Source organism: Streptomyces sp. NPDC091649, assembly GCF_044756785.1.
Lineage (GTDB): Bacteria > Actinomycetota > Actinomycetes > Streptomycetales > Streptomycetaceae > Streptomyces.
The window spans coordinates 164,838-182,730 of sequence record NZ_JBIVTR010000008.1; the positions used below are offsets into that span (position 1 = coordinate 164,838).

General features: G+C 73.7%; 17 protein-coding genes. 8 read left to right on the forward strand and 9 right to left on the reverse strand.

The window, feature by feature from the left end; all coding sequences use genetic code 11:
- Positions 1-89: 89 nt before the first annotated feature.
- On the forward strand, positions 90-716 hold the full coding sequence (locus ACIQMU_RS16635) for a TetR/AcrR family transcriptional regulator (RefSeq protein ID WP_352242361.1): 627 nt from the start codon (positions 90-92) through the stop codon (positions 714-716).
- 69 nt (positions 717-785) lie between these two features.
- Positions 786-1,808 carry a hypothetical protein gene (locus ACIQMU_RS16640; RefSeq protein WP_352242362.1) on the forward strand — a complete coding sequence of 341 codons (1,023 nt, stop codon included), beginning with the start codon at positions 786-788 and terminating at the stop codon, positions 1,806-1,808.
- A 169-nt stretch (positions 1,809-1,977) separates the two neighbouring features.
- Here ACIQMU_RS16640 and ACIQMU_RS16645 read toward each other — a convergent pair whose 3' ends face one another.
- Positions 1,978-2,832, reverse strand: coding sequence for a PhzF family phenazine biosynthesis protein (locus ACIQMU_RS16645; RefSeq protein ID WP_402689083.1), 855 nt, complete (start codon positions 2,830-2,832; stop codon positions 1,978-1,980).
- On the opposite strand from ACIQMU_RS16645, the gene ACIQMU_RS16650 reads away from it, so the two are divergent.
- On the forward strand, positions 2,831-3,136 hold the full coding sequence (locus ACIQMU_RS16650; protein WP_402689084.1) for a hypothetical protein: 306 nt from the start codon (positions 2,831-2,833) through the stop codon (positions 3,134-3,136). The two genes, ACIQMU_RS16645 and ACIQMU_RS16650, sit on opposite strands and share 2 nt — an antisense overlap.
- A 153-nt stretch (positions 3,137-3,289) precedes the next feature.
- On the opposite strand, the gene ACIQMU_RS16655 is transcribed toward ACIQMU_RS16650, so the two are convergent.
- Positions 3,290-4,054 (reverse strand): SDR family oxidoreductase, encoded by a 765-nt coding sequence (locus ACIQMU_RS16655; RefSeq protein WP_352242365.1) that lies wholly within the window; start codon positions 4,052-4,054, stop codon positions 3,290-3,292.
- Between the two features lie 145 nt (positions 4,055-4,199).
- Here ACIQMU_RS16655 and ACIQMU_RS16660 point away from each other — a divergent pair, with 145 nt between their 5' ends.
- The gene (locus ACIQMU_RS16660) at positions 4,200-5,867 is read left to right on the forward strand and encodes an alkaline phosphatase D family protein (RefSeq protein ID WP_352242366.1); all 1,668 of its coding nucleotides are present in this window, start codon (positions 4,200-4,202) and stop codon (positions 5,865-5,867) included.
- A 13-nt stretch (positions 5,868-5,880) separates the two neighbouring features.
- Here the strand turns inward: ACIQMU_RS16660 and ACIQMU_RS16665 are convergent, their stop codons facing one another.
- Positions 5,881-6,876 (reverse strand): Gfo/Idh/MocA family oxidoreductase, encoded by a 996-nt coding sequence (locus tag ACIQMU_RS16665; RefSeq protein ID WP_352242367.1) that lies wholly within the window; start codon positions 6,874-6,876, stop codon positions 5,881-5,883.
- 90 nt (positions 6,877-6,966) lie between these two features.
- Here ACIQMU_RS16665 and ACIQMU_RS16670 point away from each other — a divergent pair, with 90 nt between their 5' ends.
- The gene (locus tag ACIQMU_RS16670) at positions 6,967-8,364 is read left to right on the forward strand and encodes a multidrug effflux MFS transporter (RefSeq protein WP_352242368.1); all 1,398 of its coding nucleotides are present in this window, start codon (positions 6,967-6,969) and stop codon (positions 8,362-8,364) included.
- A 25-nt stretch (positions 8,365-8,389) separates the two neighbouring features.
- Here ACIQMU_RS16670 and ACIQMU_RS16675 read toward each other — a convergent pair whose 3' ends face one another.
- Positions 8,390-9,712, reverse strand: a complete 1,323-nt coding sequence (locus ACIQMU_RS16675; RefSeq protein WP_402689085.1) for a hypothetical protein — start codon at positions 9,710-9,712, stop codon at positions 8,390-8,392.
- Positions 9,713-9,923: 211 nt separating this feature from the next.
- On the opposite strand from ACIQMU_RS16675, the gene ACIQMU_RS16680 reads away from it, so the two are divergent.
- A complete protein-coding gene (locus ACIQMU_RS16680; protein WP_402689086.1) occupies positions 9,924-10,919 on the forward strand; it encodes a small ribosomal subunit Rsm22 family protein in 996 nt (331 codons plus the stop codon).
- A gap of 44 nt (positions 10,920-10,963) precedes the next feature.
- Here ACIQMU_RS16680 and ddaH read toward each other — a convergent pair whose 3' ends face one another.
- Positions 10,964-11,851, reverse strand: a complete 888-nt coding sequence (ddaH, locus tag ACIQMU_RS16685; protein WP_356723598.1) for a dimethylargininase — start codon at positions 11,849-11,851, stop codon at positions 10,964-10,966.
- A 165-nt stretch (positions 11,852-12,016) separates the two neighbouring features.
- On the opposite strand from ddaH, the gene ACIQMU_RS16690 reads away from it, so the two are divergent.
- On the forward strand, positions 12,017-12,646 hold the full coding sequence (locus ACIQMU_RS16690) for a TetR/AcrR family transcriptional regulator (RefSeq protein ID WP_352242372.1): 630 nt from the start codon (positions 12,017-12,019) through the stop codon (positions 12,644-12,646).
- Between the two features lie 173 nt (positions 12,647-12,819).
- Positions 12,820-13,566 carry a bifunctional DNA primase/polymerase gene (locus ACIQMU_RS16695; protein ID WP_352242373.1) on the forward strand — a complete coding sequence of 249 codons (747 nt, stop codon included), beginning with the start codon at positions 12,820-12,822 and terminating at the stop codon, positions 13,564-13,566.
- 102 nt (positions 13,567-13,668) lie between these two features.
- Here the strand turns inward: ACIQMU_RS16695 and ACIQMU_RS16700 are convergent, their stop codons facing one another.
- From ACIQMU_RS16700 to ACIQMU_RS16715, 4 genes are all read right to left on the reverse strand, one after another.
- Positions 13,669-14,691: a hypothetical protein gene (locus ACIQMU_RS16700; RefSeq protein WP_402689087.1), complete on the reverse strand. Its 1,023-nt coding sequence runs from the start codon at positions 14,689-14,691 to the stop codon at positions 13,669-13,671.
- A 133-nt stretch (positions 14,692-14,824) separates the two neighbouring features.
- Positions 14,825-15,664, reverse strand: coding sequence for a heme ABC transporter ATP-binding protein (locus ACIQMU_RS16705; protein ID WP_352242375.1), 840 nt, complete (start codon positions 15,662-15,664; stop codon positions 14,825-14,827).
- Positions 15,661-16,809, reverse strand: a complete 1,149-nt coding sequence (locus tag ACIQMU_RS16710; RefSeq protein ID WP_402689088.1) for a FecCD family ABC transporter permease — start codon at positions 16,807-16,809, stop codon at positions 15,661-15,663. The genes ACIQMU_RS16705 and ACIQMU_RS16710 overlap by 4 nt, the downstream gene beginning before the upstream one ends.
- On the reverse strand, positions 16,806-17,891 hold the full coding sequence (locus tag ACIQMU_RS16715) for an ABC transporter substrate-binding protein (RefSeq protein WP_352242377.1): 1,086 nt from the start codon (positions 17,889-17,891) through the stop codon (positions 16,806-16,808). The genes ACIQMU_RS16710 and ACIQMU_RS16715 overlap by 4 nt, the downstream gene beginning before the upstream one ends.
- Positions 17,892-17,893: the final 2 nt, after the last annotated feature.

Genomic DNA, 17,893 nt, shown 5'->3' on the forward strand with positions numbered 1-17,893 from the left:
AGTGCGGAATGACTTAACGGTCCTGTGGTCCCGTTAAGATGGCGTCACCGTAGCAGGGGAAGGATTGCTAATGGAACAGGAGTCCCGTTATGACGTCTGAAGGTGTCGACGCCGACGGTGTGGAGCCGGGCACCGTGCGCCCCGGCGGCCGTACCGCCCGGGTACGGGAGGCCGTGCTGCGTGCGGCCGGGGACGCACTGGTCGAGCACGGCTTCGACGGCCTCGACCTGGCCGACGTCGCCCGGCGGGCCGGGGTCGGCAAGACGACCGTCTACCGGCGCTGGTCCGCTCCGGCCGGGCTGGTGGCCGATCTGCTCTCGGACATGGCGGAGCGGTCGCTGCCGCGCGCGGACACCGGCTCGCTGGCCGGAGACCTCCGGGCCAACGCCCGCCTCGTGGTCCGTACGCTGACCGATCCCCGGCAGGGGCCCCTCTTCGCGGCCGTCATCGCCGCCGCCACCTGCGACCGCCGGACCGCCGATGCCCTGCACCGCTTCTACGCGGTGCGGATCGGGGAGTGGTCCGGCTGTGTCGGGGCGGCCGTCGATCGCGGCGAACTGCCCGCGGGCACGGACCCGGGCGAGGTGGTCGCCGCGGTGTCGGCGCCCCTGTACTACCGGCTGCTGGCCAGCGGCGCCCCGCTCGACGAGGAGGCGGCCGACCGGGCCGCCGCCGCCGCCGTCGCCGCCGCGCGCGAAGGGGCGTACGTGCGGTGAGGGGCGCGGAAATCCCTTGGCGGGTGACCGGCTTCGTGGTATCCGACGGGGCCTCGTTAAAGTGCTGGAATGATATTCGGTAAAGCCGGGTTCGGGGGCGCCGTCGCGGACTTCGAGGCCGCGGTGACGGCGCACGACGCCAAACGGTCCGGCAAGGCGTTCGTCCGGTTGCAGGAGACCTTCGGCGAGGCCAGGGAGCCGGAACTGCTGGACGGCGGGCCCAGGCTCGCCGCCGTGCTGGAGCAGGTGCCGCCCGGCCCGCGGGCCGTCGTCGCCGTCCTCGTCGGGGCCTGCGTCGAGCGCGGCGCGGACGCCGAGCGCTGCGCCCCGGGGGTGCTGGCCGGGCTGCGGACGGCCCTGGAGCAGGCGCAGGCGTTCTCCGAGGCGTGGGCCGCGACCGGCGGCGGCGCGTTTCCCGCCCCAAAGGGCCATGAGCCCGGCCCGGAGCTCGTCGCGCGGGCCGGTTTCGACGCCGCCGTCGGCTGGTCGACGCTTCCCCAGTGGGAGATGGCCGCCGTCGCGATGCTGAACCACCCCGGCGTCCGGCGGGCGGCCGGCTCCCGGGGCGAGGCGCTGCGACTGCTCGGTGCGGTGGAGCGGGCCTCCGGCATGGAGCTGAAGTCCCTCGACCACGCCCTCCTGGTGCTGGACGACGAACCGCTCGTCGCCCTCCACCGGGCGAGCGGCACCGGCTACCTCCTGCGGATCTCCGGCATCGGGGACAACTTCCAGCTGCACACCCTGCTCGCCGACGCGCTCATCGGCGGCGGCCATGTGGAGGGCCGTGCGCCGTCGCCGCAGGAGGCGGCCGTCTGCCGGGAGACTCCCGGGCAGGTGGACACCGTGGGCTCCTTCGACCTGGTGGCCCCGGACGGCGAGCAGATCGGGAACGAGGGCGCGCCCGCCGACATTCCCGTGGTCGACGGCGTCCGGCTGCTGGTCCTGGACGAGCCGTCCTGCCGGCGGTCCTGGCCCGCGGGCCGGTTCCTCCCCGGCATGCGCGGTGACGTCCTGCTGGAGCGCACCCTCGATCCGGAGGAGGCGGAACGCTGGTACGCCCACGTCTCCTCGGCGCGCGACGCCACCCGCTGAAAGGCCGTCCTCCCGCGTTTCGCGCCCCGCTCTCGTCCTCCGTGGCCTCTGCGGTCCTCCGGCGTCTGCGGCGCTCCGCCGTCTGCTGCTCCTCCGGCCCTCCGGCCTCTTCGCGCCCAGGGCCTTCCCGCGCTCTCTTCCGGGAGGCCGTGGGGGGCTCAGGTGCGCCTCAGCCGATCCGGGCGCCCGTCCCGCTGACCCGGATCCGGGCGTCGCCCGCGCGCAGCTCGACGGTGAGCGTGCCGGGGCGGCCCATGTCGGCCCCCTGGTGGAGGGTCAGCACGGCCGTCTCCGGTACGAGCCCCAGCTCACGCGCGTACGCGCCGAAGGCCGCCGCCGCCGCGCCCGTCGCCGGGTCCTCGACGACCCCGCCCACCGGGAACGGGTCGCGGACGTGGAACACCTCCGGTCCCTCCCGCCACACCAGTTGCAGGGTGGTCAGCCGCAGCCGGTGCATCAGCGCTTCGAGCCGCGCGAAGTCGTAGTCCAGGTCCGCCAGCCGCGCGCGGGAGGCGGCGGCCAGCACCAGGTGCCGGGCCCCGGCGTAGGCGGTCCGGGGCGGCAGGGCCGGGTCGAGATCGGCGGCCGGCCAGTCCAGGGCCGCCAGCGCCTCCGCCAGGTCCGAGGCGGCGACCTGCTCGACGTGCGGCGCCACGCTGGTCAGGGTGGCGCGGAGTTCGCCGCCCTCCCGTGAGACGGTGACCGGCACCCGGCCCGCGAGCGTGGCGAACTCCAGATCGCCGGGCCCGTCCCGTTCGGCCAGGGCGAGTGCCGTGGCGACGGTGGCGTGGCCGCAGAAGGGCACCTCGGCCTTGGGGCTGAAGTAGCGGATCGTGTACGCGCCTTCGTCGGTCCGCCCGGTCAGGAACGCCGACTCGCTGTAGCCCAGTTCCGCCGCGACGGCGAGCATCCCCGCCTCGTCAAGCCCGGAGGCGTCGAGGACGACGCCCGCGGGGTTTCCCCCCGCGGGGTCGGCGGAGAAGGCGGTGTAGCGCAGGACCTGGGTCCCGGGATCAGGTGTCATGCAGCATTCCAACTGTGCCGCCGCGCCCGTCATTCCCGATCGTCCCACGGCGAGTGCCGAGGACCGCGACGAGAACGCCCCGGGCGCCCCGGCAGCGGGCAGTGACCGCGATGAGTACCCCTTCCGTTCGACCGCCCAAGGCGCCGCCCGCCACCTCTACGAAGGCGACGAGTACGAGAACGACTCCTCCGTCCGCTACGTCGATCCGGCAGAGAACCAGGAGGCAGGCCACCGCCTGGGCGCCCGGTACCGGACCGACCGGATCCTCGACTGGGAAGCCTTCACCGTCACCATCGGCGACTGACATCCCGCCGACCTGACCGGCTTTCCGCGGCGTTCCGGTGAAGGCGTAATCGGATGTGATCATCCGATCGGCACGCGCTTGCCCGGTCCTCACGGAGGACACCCGCAAACCCCGCAGGAGGCGACGAGTTCGGCCACCCGTGGTCGTGTGCGGTCAGCCCCGTCCGACGTACGGCATGTTCGTCGCCAGGACCGTGGCGAACTGGACGTTCGCCTCCAACGGCAGTTCCGCCATGTGCAGCACCGTCCGCGCCACGTCGGACGCCGCCATCACCGGCTCCACCGCCAGTTCCCCGTTGGCCTGCGGGATTCCCGTCCGCATCCGCTCGGTCATCTCCGTCGCCGCGTTGCCGATGTCGATCTGTCCGCAGGCGATCCGGTAGGGGCGGCCGTCCAGCGACAGCGACTTCGTCAGCCCGGTCATCGCGTGCTTGGTCGCGGTGTACGCGATCGAGTGCGGGCGGGGCGCGTGGGCGGAGATCGAGCCGTTGTTGATGATCCGACCACCCTGCGGGTCCTGCTCCTTCATCAGCCGGTACGCCGCCTGCGCGCACAGGAACGCGCCCGTGAGGTTCACGTCCACCACCGCCCGCCAGTCCTCGACGGAGAGGTCCTCCACCGGCACGCCGCCGGGGCCGAACGTGCCCGCGTTGTTGAACAGCAGGTCCAGCCGTCCGAAGCGGGCCCGCACGGCGGCGAAGAGCGCGCCGACCTCCTCGGGGTCGCCGACGTCCGCGGTGACGCACAGCGCCTCCGGGGCCCCGGCGGCGGCCGCCGTCTCCGCCAGCGGCTCCGCCCGCCGGCCCGCGAGCGCGAGCGACCAGCCCGCGCTCGCGAGGGCGAGCGCGACGGCCCGCCCGATCCCTGATCCCGCACCCGTCACGACGGCGGCCTTCCGGCCTGTCTGCTCAGTGTTCATGGCCCGGCAGCGTACGGGAGGGGCCGGCGGGCCGGGCACGCGGTGCTCATCGACCCGCCATGCGGATGTTGTGCACGCGACAACGGTGCGTCGTCGCGCGCGACTGCCATGAAGACAGACAGCATCCGGGCAAAAGGAGGGGCATATGACATCCGCGCAGACCATCATGACGCCCGATCAGGACACCCGGGCGGCCGAGCTCCGCACCGCCGCCCGGTTACTGGAACCGGGTGTGGGCCGCAGGCGCTTCCTGACCACCACCGGAGCCGCCGCCGCGCTGGCGTTCGCGGTGAACCTGCCCGCCGCCGGCACGGCGAGCGCCGCCGAACTCGACGCCCGGCGGATCGCCGAGGACCCCTTCACCCTCGGCGTCGCCTCCGGCGACCCGCACCCCGAGTCCGTCCTGATCTGGACCCGGCTCGCCCCCCGCCCCTTCGAACCGGGCGGCGGACTGCCGCGCGGCCGGGTCGAGGTGCGCTGGGAGGTGGCCCGCGACGAGCGTTTCCGCCGCGTCGAACGGCGCGGAACGGTCACCGCCCACCCCGAGTTCGCCCACAGCGTCCGCGCCGAGGTCCAGGGCCTCGACTCCGGACGGGTGTACTACTACCGCTTCCGCACCGGCAGCTGGACCAGCCCGGCCGGCCGCACCCGCACCGCCCCCGCCGCCGGGGCCCGCGTCGCCTCCCTGACCCTGGCCGCCGTCTCCTGCCAGGCGTACCACGACGGGTACTTCACCGCCCACCGCCACCTCGCCGCCGAGGACGTCGACGTCGTGTTCCACCTCGGCGACTACCTCTACGAGTACGCCGTCTCCGCGACCGGCGGGGCCCGCGCCTACACCGACCGGGAGCTCCCCGCGCACTTCAACCGGGAGACGGTCACCCTGGAGGACTACCGGCTGCGCTACGCCCTCTACAAGTCCGACCCGGACCTGCGCGCCGCCCACGCCGCCCACCCCTTCGTCGTCACCTGGGACGACCACGAGACCGAGAACAACTACGCGGGCGGCACCCCCGAGAACGACGTGCCGCCCGAGGAGTTCCTGCTGCGCCGCGCCGCCGCCTACCGCGCGTACTGGGAGAACCAGCCGCTGCGCACCCCGCAGCGCCCCACCGGACCCGACATGCGGCTCTACCGCCGCCTGGCGTTCGGGCGCCTCGCCCAGTTCGACATCCTCGACACCCGCCAGTACCGCAGCGACCAGGCGTACGGCGACGGGTGGCGCACCCCGGGGCCCGAGTCCGAGGACCCCGCGCGCACCATGACCGGGGCCGCCCAGGAGCGCTGGCTGCTCGACGGCTGGCAGGCGTCGGACGCCACCTGGAACGTCGTCCCGCAGCAGGTGGCCTTCGCCCAGCGGCGCAATGTGCCCACCGACGCCTTCAAGCTGTCCATGGACTCATGGGACGGCTACCCGGCCTCCCGGCAGCGGGTGCTGGCCGGGGCCGAGGCCGCCGGCGTGGACAACCTGATGGTCCTCACCGGCGACGTCCACGTCTCCTACGCCTTCGACCTGAAGAAGGACTTCGACGACCCCTCCTCCCGCACCGTCGGCACGGAGATCGTCACCACCTCCGTCAGCAGCGGCAAGGACGGCGCGGACCGGCCCGCCAACTGGGACAACCAGACCCGCGCCAACCCGCACCTCAAGCACTACAACGGGCGGCGCGGCTACGCCCTCGTCACTCTCGGGGCGACGGAGGCCCGCGCCGACTTCCGTACGGTGGCGGCCGTCACGGTTCCGGACGCGCCGCTCGCCACGGCGGCCTCCTTCGTCACCGAGGCCGGAAACCCCGGACTCACGCCCGTCTAGCGCGGCGCAGGCGTCAGCGGTCCGCCGGGTAGCGGACGCCGATGCGGTCCCGTACCGCGTCGAGCGTCCGCATCACCGCGAGCGAACCCTCCAGCGGGACGAGCGGGGACTCGCTCTCGCCCGCCCGCACGGCGCGCATCACCTCGGCGGCCTCGTACTGCATGCCCGAGAGCCCCTGCGGCCCCGGGCCCGAGGTGATCGTCTCCGGTTCCCGGCCCGCCCGCCGCAGGACGGCGTGGTCCGGGTGGAAGAAGTCCCGGGGGATGTCGATCCGCCCGGCGGTACCGATCACGGTGGCCGCCGTCGGATGGTGGCCGACGATCGAGCACGAGAGCAGCGCCGTCGCGCCGGAGTCCCAGCCCAGCAGCATCCCCGTGTTCAGGTCGACGCCCTCCGGCGACAGCAGCGCGTCCGCCCGCACCCGGTCCGGTTCGCCCAGCAGCAGCTGAGCGAACGACACCGGATAGACCCCGAGGTCCAGCAGCGCCCCGCCGCCCAGGTCCGGATCGCGCAGCCGGTGACCGGGAGCGATGTCACCCGCGAAGCCGAAGTCCGCCTGAACGGTGCGGATCTCACCGATCGCCCCGTCCCGGACCAGCTCGGTGAGTCGGCGCACCACCGGGTTGAGATAGGTCCACATGGCCTCCATCAGGAAGAGGCCGCGGTCCCGGGCGAGCGCCACCAGCTCCTTCGCCTCCCGGCTGTTGAGTGTGAACGCCTTCTCGCACAGCACGTGCTTTCCGGCCCGCAGCGCCAGCCCGGCCGCCGCGTGGTGCGCCGAGTGCGGGGTGGCCACGTACACCACGTCCACCGTGTCGTCGGCGACCAGCTCCGCCCAGCTGCCGTAGGCCCGCCCGATCCCGTGCCGTTCGGCGAAGGCCCGCGCCGAGGACTCCGTCCGCGAGGCCACCGCCACCACCTCGGCGCCGGGAAGCCCCTGTACGTCCGCCGTGAACGTCGCGGCTATGCCGCCCGTCGCCAGAACACCCCAGCGCACCGTCTCACCCATTGCCCGCCACCCCAGTCCGCCCGAAAAAGGTATCGACCACTCCGGCCGAGCTGAGAGCATAGATGCGGATTCAACGATGTGGAGAAGAGAATGCCGGACAGCGGCGGCAGCCGGGCCCAGCGCGCACACATACCCACCACCGGAGCCGGGACGGGGACCGAGGCCGAGGACCGGCCGATCCCGCACGGGGACGCGGGCGCCCTCTCCGTCGACCCGGCCGCCGGGCAGGTCACCGCCCCCGCCGGCCTCCCCGGCCCGGCGGCGAAGGCCGCCCGGCGCACCGGGCTCCTGGTCACCCTGGTCCTCGGCGGACTCACCGCCCTGCCGCCGCTGTCCATGGACATGTACCTCCCGGCGCTCCCCGCCGTCACCGACTCCCTGAGCGCCCCCGCCGCCACCGTCCAGCTCACCCTGACCGCGTGCCTGGCCGGCATGGCACTCGGCCAGCTCGTCGTCGGACCGATGAGCGACCGCTGGGGCCGCCGGAAGCCGCTGCTCCTCGGCATGGTCGTCTACGTCCTCGCCACCGCGATCTGCGCCTTGGCCCCCACCGCCGAACTCCTCATCGGCTTCCGCCTCCTCCAGGGACTCGCGGGCGCGGCCGGCATCGTGATCGCGCGGGCCGTCGTGCGCGACCTCTACGACGGCGTGGAGATGGCCCGGTTCTTCTCCACCCTGATGCTGATCTCCGGCGTCGCCCCGGTCATCGCGCCGGTGATCGGCGGGCAGGTCCTGCGGATCACCGACTGGCGGGGCATCTTCGCCGTGCTGACCGTCGTCGGCATCGCGCTCACCCTGGTCGTGGCCAAGTGGCTGCACGAGACGCTGCCGCCCGCCGACCGCCACACCGGCGGCGTCGCCGACGCCCTGCGCACCATGCGCGGACTGCTCGCCGACCGGGTCTTCACCGGCTACATGGTCGCGGGCGGCCTCGCCTTCGCCGTCCTGTTCGCCTACATCTCCGCCTCCCCGTTCGTCGTGCAGGAGATCTACGGGGCCTCGCCGCAGACCTTCAGCCTGCTCTTCGGGCTCAACTCGATCGGCCTGATCACCGTCGGGCAGATCAACGGCAAGCTGCTCGTGGGCCGGGTCAGCCTCGACAAGGTGCTCGGCTTCGGCCTCGCGGTGATCGTGCTGGCCGCCGTCGCGCTGCTGCTCATGACGACCGGCGTCTTCGGCGAGGTCGGCCTCCTGCCGGTCGCCGCCGGGCTCTTCGTGCTGATGTCGGCGATGGGTCTGGCGATGCCGAACACCAACGCCCAGGCCCTGATGCGCACCAAGCACGCGGCGGGCTCCGCCTCCGCGCTGCTCGGCACGTCCTCGTTCCTCATCGGCGCCGTCGCCTCCCCGCTGGTCGGCATCGCGGGGGAGGACACGGCCGTCCCGATGGCTCTCGTCCAGGTGGTCTGCGCCCTGGCGGCGGTGGCCTGCTTCCTGCTCCTGTGCCGCCCCTGGCAGCGTGCGGGACGCGAGGCCGGCGGCCTCTGAGCCGGACCCGCCGCCCGCCGCCGGTTCAGCGGGCGCGCGGGTAGCCGATCAGACGCGTGCGGTCCTTCCGGTCGGTCCACCGGAACACCCCGACCCCTGTCGTCTCCGTCTCCGGGAGCCGCACGTCGCGCGCGAGCCGGTCGGTGGTCCAGCCGGCGAAGTCCATCGAGACCGGGAGCCCGCCGCCGGACAGCGCCTCCAGGGCGTCGCGAGCGTTCTCGGCCCCGTACGCGATGCCGTCGTCCGTCACCGTGGCCAGCGTCAGACGGGCGGCGCCGTCCTCGTCCTCGAAGCAGTGGCCCTTCTTCGCCGCCAGGTCGAAGGCCAGGTTCCCGGCGATCAGGTAGTCGCCCGAAGGGGAGAGGACCGCCTGCGGGTGGTGCCCGGGCTTTATGGCGGGCTTGTGGCACTCCACGGACGTGAGCACCTCGCCGGTCGCCGCGTCGTGCACCGCCCACAGCTCGTGGGTCGTCGCGCGCCCGGTCTTCCTGGCGGGCGTCCACTTCGCCAGCACCTGCGCCGGGGTCACCGACGTCACCACGCCGCTGCCCCGGTCGGCGCCCTTGGGCGCGACGTTCCGGCTGAACCAGCCGCCGCGCACCCAGAACTCCCGCGCTCCGCCCAGCAGCAGCCCCTCGGCGGCCTGGCCGTGCACCTCGGTGAGCTGTTCGCAGGCCCCACAGCCCTTGGGGTATTCCAGCTCGTCCGCGCTCAGTTCGGAGACCTCACCGGTGACCGGGTCGACCAGGGTGCTGTTCGCCTCCGCGTCGCTGATCACGATGTCCGGTCCGGTCGTATGGACGTCCGGGGCCCCCGACCACGGCACCTCGACGCGCCGCCGGTTGCCGTTCGTGACGTCGTACAGATCGAGCGACAGGAAGGTGCTCGCCGGTGACAGCCCGTCGCCGGCCTTCCCGTAGGACCAGGTCACGAAGAACTGCCGGTCGCCCTTGGTCACCGTGGCGAGCTTGGGGTAGTTCAGCGTGTCCGGCGGCCGCCAGGCCCGGCCCCGCCAGCCCAGCTCGCCGGTGGCGGTGTCGACCGTGCGCAGCCGGTAGCGGTTCGCGTCGGGCCGCTCCAGATAGGCCAGCAGGCCCGTCGCGTGGGAGACGGCGACGTCGGGGGAGGCGCCGATGATCTCCCAGCCCCGGTCCGTCGTGTACTGCGGCGGGACGGTCAGCCGGGTCACCGGACCCGCTCCCGGCAGCACCGGCCTCGCCGTCCCGGGGGCCGCGCCGTCCCGCGTGCCGCCGTCGCCGGGACCGCCGCCGCAGGTGGCCAGCAGCAGGAGCAGGGCGAGGAAGACCACCCCGCCGACCAGGGCCAGCCGCACGATCTTCTGTCTCATGGCTCCCCCGCTGGGCCTGCCCTGGTGATCCGGTGCCGTCCACGCGCGGGTCAGCGTAGCAACAGCCCCGAGACGCAGTGGAGTTCGTTCGATTCCCGTTCCGTACCGGTCACGGGAGCCCGCCGCGCGGTCCCGAGCGGCCTCCCCGTGCCCCGCCGTCCGGGCCGAGCGGAATGCGTCCTGCGGGGCGTCGCCGCCCTACAATTCGGCGGTGAACGTCACTCTCCCCACCGCACAGTCCCTGCGCGCGGCACTGGCCGGGCTGCTCGACGGCCTGCCGCCCAAGCAGGCCGCGCAGGCCGTCGACCGGCTGATCGCCAGCTACCGCGGGGAGACCCCCACCGACGCCCCGATCCTGCGGGACCGTTCCGACGTCGTCGCGTACGCCGCGTACCGGATGCCCGCCACGTTCGAAGCCGTACGGTCCGCCCTCGACGCCCTGGTGGAAGCCGCGCCCGACTGGACGCCCGCCACCCACACCGACGTCGGCGGCGGCACGGGCGCGGCGAGCTGGGCGGTGGCCGGAGCCTGGGAGGGCCCGCGGACCACCGTCCTCGACTGGGCCGAACCGGCCCTCGCGCTCGGCCGCGAACTGGCCGAGGCGTCCGGAGCGCCGGGTCTGCGTGACGCCCGCTGGGAGAAGGCGCGGATCGGGGCCGCGCTGGAACTGGCCCCGGTGGACCTGGTCACCGTCAGCTACGTCCTCAAGGAGCTGACCGCCGGGGCCAGGGCCGAGCTCGTCGACGCCGCGGCGTCGGCCGGGCAGGCGGTGGTGATCGTGGAGCCCGGCACTCCCGACGGATACGCCCGCATCATCGAGGCGCGCGACCGGCTGGTCGCCGCCGGGCTGCGCGTCGCGGCCCCCTGCCCGCACAGCGACGCCTGCCCGATCGCCCCCGGGACCGACTGGTGCCACTTCTCGGCCCGGGTCAGCCGCTCCTCGCTGCACCGGCAGGTCAAGGGTGGTTCGCTGAGCCACGAGGACGAGAAGTTCGCCTACGTCGTCGCCACCCGCTTCCCCACCGCTCCGGCTGCCGCCCGGGTCATCCGCAGGCCGCAGATCCGCAAGGGGCAGGTGCTGCTGGAGCTGTGCACCCGCGACGACGGCCTGGCCCGCTCCACGGTCACCAAGCGCCACGGCGGGCTGTACCGGGCGGCCAGGGACGTCGCCTGGGGCGATCCCTGGCCGCCGGAGAGCACGGACTGACGAAGCCGGACCCCGCGAGCCCGGCACGGGCCGGGCGACAGGCCCTAACCCCGCAGCTCCTGGGTGCAGCACTTCACACTGCCGCCGCCCTTGAGCAGCTCGCCCAGGTCCATCGGGACCGGCTCGAAGCCCCGGTCCCGCAGCGGGTCCAGGAGCCCCGTCGCCCCCTGCGGCAGCAGGACGTGGCGGCCGTCGCTGACCGAGTTGAGGCCGAACGCCGCGGCGTCCGCCTCGCGGGCGAGCAGCGCGTCCGGGAACAGCCGGCGCAGCACCGCCCGGCTGCCGGGGGAGAAGGCGTCCGGGTAGTACATGATCTCGTCGGCCGCCGCGTCCAGCACGCACAGCGCGGTGTCCAGGTGGTAGTAGCGCGGGTCCACCAGATCGAGCCCGACCACCGGCAGCCCGAAGAACTCCTGGGCCTCGGCGTGCGAGAGCGGGCTGGAGCGGAAGCCGCGCCCGGCCAGCAGATACGAGGCGGTGACGGCGAAGTCCCCCTCACCCTCGTTCACGTGCTCCGGCTCATGGACCTCGGTGAAGCCGTTCTCCCGGAACCAGTCCCGGTGGGCTCCGGCCTCCTCGAACCGCTCCCGGTAGGCGAACAGCGCGCCGAGCACCCGGCCGCCGATCACCGTGGCGCCGTTGGCGGCGAAGACCATGTCGGGCAGGTCGGGGCGGGGAGTGAGCAGCTCGACTGTGTGGCCGAGGGCGCGGTAGCGGTCGCGCAGGTCCTCCCACTGGGTCTGGGCCAGCGGCAGGTCGACGGGTTTTGACGGGTCCATCCACGGGTTGATGGAGTAGGTGACCCGGAAATGCGCCGGGGCGCACATCAGGTAGCGACGAGGGGTGGCGTCACGGTTCAACTCGGGCTCCTCGCGAACGGCGGTCTGGGGCCGCGGAACGGTGGGACGCGCACGGTCTGTGCGTGAGCCCATGGTGCGCCGTAAGCGCCGTATCCGCAGTGATCCGATCGGGTGGTTCACCGGACCGTCCGGCCGCGGACACCGGCGGGACGCCCGGTCGGCCGGGGCAGCCCGCCGCGAGGCGTCAGGGAAGACCACAAGACGATACGTTTCGGATCGCGGCGTTAGATTGGCCGCATGGCACCCACCAAGGCACCCGACTCCAGCCGACGCAACGACCGCTCCCGCCGCGCGATCCACGATGCCGCCCTCGCCCTCGTCGGAGAGGTCGGCTACCGGCGCACGACGATCGAGGGCATCGCCGCCCGCGCCGGGGTCGGCAAGCAGACCATCTACCGCTGGTGGCCCTCCAAGGCCGCCGTGCTGATGGAAGCCTTCCTGGACCTGGCGGCCCGGGCCGCCGAGGAGGCGGGCCCGCAGGCGGGCGGCGCCGAGTACGGCATCCCCGACACCGGGGACCTGGCCGCCGACCTCAAGCTCGTCCTGCGCGCCACGGTCGACGAGCTGAACGACCCGCTGATGGAGGCCCCCACCCGGGCCCTGACCGCCGAGGGCATCGTCGACGCCGAACTGGGCGCCGAATTCGTCGAGAAGCTGCTCGACCCGCAGCTCGCGTTGTACGTCACACGCCTGCGGGCCGCGCAGGAGTCCGGGCACCTGCGCGCGGACGCCGACCCGCGTATCGCGCTGGAGCTCCTGATCGCGCCACTCACCCACCGCTGGCTGCTCCGGACCCTCCCGCTCACCCACGCGTACGCCGACGCGATCGTCGACTACGCCCTCGGCGGCCTCGCCCCGCGGCCTTGACGGACCGGCGGCGAGGGGTGGAACGTATCCGGTATGGGGTGATATCGGGCGTGATGGTGCTCACTCGGCGCAGTGGTGGACGGCCTCGCTGGTGAACTCTGGCCACCCGAACCGCAGGATGGTGCGACGATGGAGAGGCAACACTGAGGTGAACTGCTGAGGTGAGGGGATAGATGGGCGCCGATTCCGGCCGTTTCCGCGGCACAGAGAGCAGGATCTCCCAGTGGCTGCGGCGACGTCCCAAATCACCGGGGGCCGAGGCGCAGGAGACGGCCAGAGCGGCCCTGCTCCTGGCGGTCGCCGACGCGGGGATGCCCATCGCCCCCGCTGCCCACCCCCTCGGTTACCGATGTTCGTGCGAGCGCATCGGCTGCCCCACCCCCGCCCGGCACCCCATCTCCTTCGCCTGGCAGACGCAGTCGACCACCGACCGCGCCCAGATCGAGCGCTGGGCCGCCGGCCAGCCGCTCGCCAACTTCATCACTGCGACCGGCATGGTCCACGATGTGCTGGACGTCCCGCTCACCGCCGGCCGAAATGCTCTGGAGCGTCTCCTCGACGCGGGCATCGACGTCGGCCCGGTCGCCCAGTCCGGCGAGGACCGGATGCTCTTCTTCACCGCCACCCGCGGCACCCCCGAGGACGAGGACGAGTGGTGGCCCTGCGAGCTGGACTGCCACCCGGAGACCATGGACGCCCACCCGGGCCTGCGCTGGCACTGCCGGGGCAGCTACGTCCTGCTGCCGCCCGCCCGGCTCCCCGGTGAGCTGGACGTCCGCTGGGTGCGCGGCCCCGAGCACGAGCTGCCGGACCCGCTGACCTTGCTGGAGACGCTCACGGACGCCTGTGCGCGGTACGCGGGCAGCGCCGAGCAGAGTGAGCTGGACCACGACTCGATCGCCTGGCCGCTGAGCCGCTGAGCCGCCGACCCGCGTTCGAGCGCTCGACCGTCGTTCCATCGCCCGGCTGCCCGACCGGCCGCCGGGCCGTGTGCCGCCGGGCCGGCTCGGCGGCGCACGCCGCTATTCGCCCTTCGCCGCGACCAGGCCCGGCAGCCGGTTCAGCATCCGCACCTTGCCGCCGGAGCCCGCGTCGGAGCCGGAGCCGGCCCCCGTGGCGCGCGGCGGGACGTACACCAGCTGGCTGGAGACCCGCTCCTTGGTGAGGCTGCTGTTCACCTCGCCGGTGAGCAGCGCCTTGACGTCCGCGTTGACCTCGGGCCGCAGCCCCTTCGCCGCGGTCTGCCGCTCGAAGTGCTTGCTGCTGAAGAAGACCAGTGCCCCGCCGTCCTCGGTGCGCAGCCCGAACGGTGCGAACGTCCTGCCCGTCAGCGGCTGGTCGACGTACTGGTACGAGAACCCCGCCCGCCGGGTGGCGCGGCGCGTCTCGCGCCAGCCCGAGGTCGCCGTGGAGGGCGTGAACACGTCCGGCGCACCGCTCTGCAGGTAGCCGGTGTACGAGGCGCTCAGGTCCGCGGGCGCCACGGCCAGCGTGTCGTCCCGCGGCTCCACCGGTGTGGCGAGACCGTCCCCGTCCAGGGCGAACTCCGGTACCCGGGACGGCGGGACCACCGCGAGATACGACGCCTTCCACAGCGCGTCGGGGCCCGACCGCACGAACACCACCAGCCAGCGGGTGTCCTGCTTCCCGCCGTCCTCGTCCCGGTTGGAGTCGGTGTCCGCCAGGAACCAGCGCGGCCAGCCCGCCTTCTTGGGAATGACGTACGTCGCGTCGTCCAGCACCAGCGGCTTGTGCGCTTTGTTGCCGTCGGGGTTGTACGTCCGCCGCGCCTTCAGCCCGGCCTGGTTGATCGCGCCGAGCGAACCCGTCACCCGGTCCGCGTCCAGCGCCGGATCGAACGCCTTGTCCGCCGCGTTGTAGGCGTCGGTGAAGTCCTTGAGCGCCCGCGCGGCCTCCGACTGCTTCGCCCCGGGCAGCACTTCGAGCTCCCCGTGCACCGTCACACAGCCGCTCGCCGTCACGCACAGCACGGTCGCCGTCGCGAGCCCCGCCATCAGCCGGCCCAGCCCAGGGTGTCTCGTCATCCGCTGCTTCCGCGCCTTCTGATCCGTCGCCCGCACTGACCGTCGAAACCCTACCGGGGCGGCGGGCCGCGTGCGGGCGGGGACCGGATACGGCGTCCACACCGCGACCCGGCGGGGGAGCGGGGAGGCCGCCTCACGGCCGGCGTACCGGCACGATCAGCGGCCTGCCCGTACGCGGATGGGGGAAGACCTCCACCGGCTGCCGGTAGACCTCGCCGAGCAGTTCGCCGCTGAACACCTCGTCCGGCGGACCCAGTTCCGCGATCCGCCCCTCGTGCAGGACGGCGGCCCGGTCCGCGTACGCCGCGGCGAGGCCGAGGTCGTGCAGCACGACCACCACCGCGTCCCCGGCGGCGGCCCGCTCCCGGCAGATCCGCAGCACCAGTTCCTGGTGGCGCAGGTCCAGTGCGGCGGTCGGCTCGTCCAGCAGCATCAGCGGGGCCCGCTGCGCCAGCACCCGGGCCAGCGCCACCCGGGCCCTCTCGCCGCCCGACAACGCGGAGAAGGGGCGGGCCGCGAACCGGCCCACCTCCGTGGCGGCCATCGCCGCGGCCACCGCCGCGTCGTCCTCGTCCTCCCGCTCCGTACCGGCCCAGGGCGCCCGCCCCATCCGTACGACGTCCTCCACCGGGAAGGGGAAGGACAGCGCGGCGGACTGCGGCAGCACCGAGCGGCGCAGCGCCAGATCCGGCGCGGACCACGCGGTGGCCGGACGCCCGTCGATCCGCACCTCGCCGCTTGCGGCGGGCAGATCGGCGGCCAGCGCGGCCAGCAGCGTCGACTTGCCCGCGCCGTTCGGCCCGACCAGGGCCACCACCTCGCCCGCGTGCGCCGTCAGGCCGGCGGAGTCCAGCACCTGCCGCTGCCCCAGCCGGACGGACAGCCCGACGGCCTCCACGGCGGGGGAGCCGACGGCGAGGGGGGCAGGCAGCTCCCGGGCGCGTCCCGTGAACAGGTCCCTCAGCGTTCTCATGCCCAACCACCTTGCTTGCGACGGGTCCTGCGCAGCAGCCAGAAGAAGAACGGGCTGCCGAACAGCGCGGTCAGCACCCCGAGCGGCAGTTCGGCGGGGGCCGCCACCGTACGGGCGGCGAGGTCGCCCGCCACCAGGACGAGGGCGCCGCCGAGCGCGCTGCCCGGGACGAGGAAACGATGGCCGGGGCCGTTCGCCATCCGCAGGAGATGCGGGACGAGCAGCCCGACGAAGGAGATGATCCCGGCCACGGCGACGGCGGCGGCCGTCAGCAGTGCCACCACCAGCACGAGCACGATCCGCAGCCGCTCCACGTCCACGCCCAGATGCCGGGCGGGCCGCTCGCCGAGGGCCAGCAGGTCCAGCCCGCGGGCGTGGAACGGGGCGATGAGCAGCCCGGCCAGCGCGCACGGCAGCACGGCGAGCACCTTGGGCCAGGTGGCCTGGGAGAGGGAACCGAGCTGCCAGAAGGTGATCTGGGTGATCTGCGCGTTGTCCGCGAAGAAGATGAACAGTCCGATCAGCGCGCCCGCGAAGGCGTTGACGGCGATGCCCGTCAGGATCAGCGTCACCACCTCGGTCCGGCCGCCGGACCGGGAGAGCGTGTAGACGAGCAGCACGGTGACCAGACCCGCGACGAACGCGCAGACCGTGACGGTCCAGTTGCCGAAGAAGCTCAGGCCGAGCGCGATCGACGCGACCGCGCCCACCGCCGCGCCCGCCGAGATGCCGATCACGCCGGGCTCGGCGAGCGGATTGCCGAACACGCCCTGCATCAGCGCGCCCGCACAGCCGAGGGACGCGCCGACGAGCAGTGCGAGGACGACCCGGGGGAGCCGTACGTTCCACAGGACGCTCTCACCGACCCGGTCCAACTCCTGGCCGCCGAGCCCGGCCCGGTGCTGCACGGAGGACAGGACGTCACCGAGGGGGATGGAGTAGGCGCCGATCGCGGCGGACAGCAGACAGCCGGCGAGCAGGGCGAGGGAGAGCGCCAGGGTGAGTACGAACGCCCTGCCCCGGGCGGACCCGGGGGAGACCGCCGCTGCCTTCCCGCCCGCGGAGCCGTTCCCGGGGCCGCTCGCGGGCGCGCCCGCGCTCGCCGCCGCAGGGCCCCCGGTGCGTTCCTCGTAGGAGGCGGTCACCGGTCCCGGCCGCCCTTCGCGTAGAGCTGCTCGACGATGTCGGCGAGCACCCGGTCGGTGCGCGGCCCGTAGTTCAGCAGCACCCCGTCGTCGATCGAGACGATCCGGCGGTCCATCCCGGCCGGGGTCTCCGCGATGCCGGGGATCTTCACCAGCCCTTCCACGCCGTCGACCGAGGCGAGCCCCTTGCTCATCACGAGGATCGCGTCCGGCGCGGCCTTCGCGAGCGCCTCGCTGGTGATGGGGGTGAAGTCCTTGTCCAGGCCCGACTCCTTCCCGGCGTCGACCGCGCCCGCGGCCTCCAGCAGCGAACCGGCCCCGGACTCCGCGCCGCCCAGCAGGTAGACGGAGGCCGAACCGCGCAGGTAGAGGAAGGCGACCCGGGGCTTCTCGCCGTCCGCGCGGCCCGGGAGGGACTTCTGTACGGCGGTGATCCGCGCCTCGGTGCGCGCTTTCAGCTCCGCGCCCGCGGCCGGTACGCCGAGGGCCTCGGCGACCGTGTCGATGCGGCGGCCGACGTCGGCGAGCTCCTTGGCGGGTTCGACGACGAGCAGCGGGATGCCCGCGTCGCGGATCTGGTCGACCGCCTCGGCCGGCCCGGTGCTGGTCTCGGCGAGGACGATCGTCGGCCTCAGCGAGAGCACGCTCTCCGCCGAGACGTCGTGGGCCCGGGTCACCACGGGGAGTTCTGCGGCCTGTTCGAAGGTGGCGGTGATGTCCCGGGCGACGACCCGCTCGCCGAAGCCGAGAGTGAAGACGATCTCGCTGAGGGACCCGGTCAGCGGCACGATCCGGTCGGTGGAGCCGATCGTGACCTCCGTGCCGTCCGCCGAGCCGACCGTGACCGGCAGCTTCGGCGCGGGCGGGGCGGCCAGCGGCTCGATCCGGTCGGCGTCGACGGTGCTCGCGGACGGTTTCGGCGCGGAGTCCCCGCCGCCGCAGCCGGTGAGGACCAGGGCGAAGGCCACGGCGGCGCCGAGGGCGGCGACGGCCCTGGCCGGGCGACGGCGGACCGCCCGTCCGGTGTCTAGGCCCTCGGGGCCCTCGGCCGCCCCGGGGGCGAAGTCCTGCGAGATGCGCACTG

What these genes read in the sequence shown, in the direction of transcription:
- ACIQMU_RS16635 (WP_352242361.1), top strand. Translation starts at nt 90, where the DNA reads ATGACGTCTGAAGGTGTCGACGCCGACGGTGTGGAGCCGGGCACCGTG.
- ACIQMU_RS16640 (WP_352242362.1), top strand. Translation starts at nt 786, where the DNA reads ATGATATTCGGTAAAGCCGGGTTCGGGGGCGCCGTCGCGGACTTCGAG.
- ACIQMU_RS16650 (WP_402689084.1), top strand. Translation starts at nt 2,831, where the DNA reads ATGCAGCATTCCAACTGTGCCGCCGCGCCCGTCATTCCCGATCGTCCC.
- ACIQMU_RS16645 (WP_402689083.1), bottom strand. Translation starts at nt 2,832, where the DNA reads ATGACACCTGATCCCGGGACCCAGGTCCTGCGCTACACCGCCTTCTCC.
- ACIQMU_RS16655 (WP_352242365.1), bottom strand. Translation starts at nt 4,054, where the DNA reads ATGAACACTGAGCAGACAGGCCGGAAGGCCGCCGTCGTGACGGGTGCG.
- ACIQMU_RS16660 (WP_352242366.1), top strand. Translation starts at nt 4,200, where the DNA reads ATGACATCCGCGCAGACCATCATGACGCCCGATCAGGACACCCGGGCG.
- ACIQMU_RS16665 (WP_352242367.1), bottom strand. Translation starts at nt 6,876, where the DNA reads ATGGGTGAGACGGTGCGCTGGGGTGTTCTGGCGACGGGCGGCATAGCC.
- ACIQMU_RS16670 (WP_352242368.1), top strand. Translation starts at nt 6,967, where the DNA reads ATGCCGGACAGCGGCGGCAGCCGGGCCCAGCGCGCACACATACCCACC.
- ACIQMU_RS16675 (WP_402689085.1), bottom strand. Translation starts at nt 9,712, where the DNA reads ATGAGACAGAAGATCGTGCGGCTGGCCCTGGTCGGCGGGGTGGTCTTC.
- ddaH (WP_356723598.1), bottom strand. Translation starts at nt 11,851, where the DNA reads ATGGGCTCACGCACAGACCGTGCGCGTCCCACCGTTCCGCGGCCCCAG.
- ACIQMU_RS16690 (WP_352242372.1), top strand. Translation starts at nt 12,017, where the DNA reads ATGGCACCCACCAAGGCACCCGACTCCAGCCGACGCAACGACCGCTCC.
- ACIQMU_RS16695 (WP_352242373.1), top strand. Translation starts at nt 12,820, where the DNA reads ATGGGCGCCGATTCCGGCCGTTTCCGCGGCACAGAGAGCAGGATCTCC.
- ACIQMU_RS16700 (WP_402689087.1), bottom strand. Translation starts at nt 14,691, where the DNA reads ATGACGAGACACCCTGGGCTGGGCCGGCTGATGGCGGGGCTCGCGACG.
- ACIQMU_RS16705 (WP_352242375.1), bottom strand. Translation starts at nt 15,664, where the DNA reads ATGAGAACGCTGAGGGACCTGTTCACGGGACGCGCCCGGGAGCTGCCT.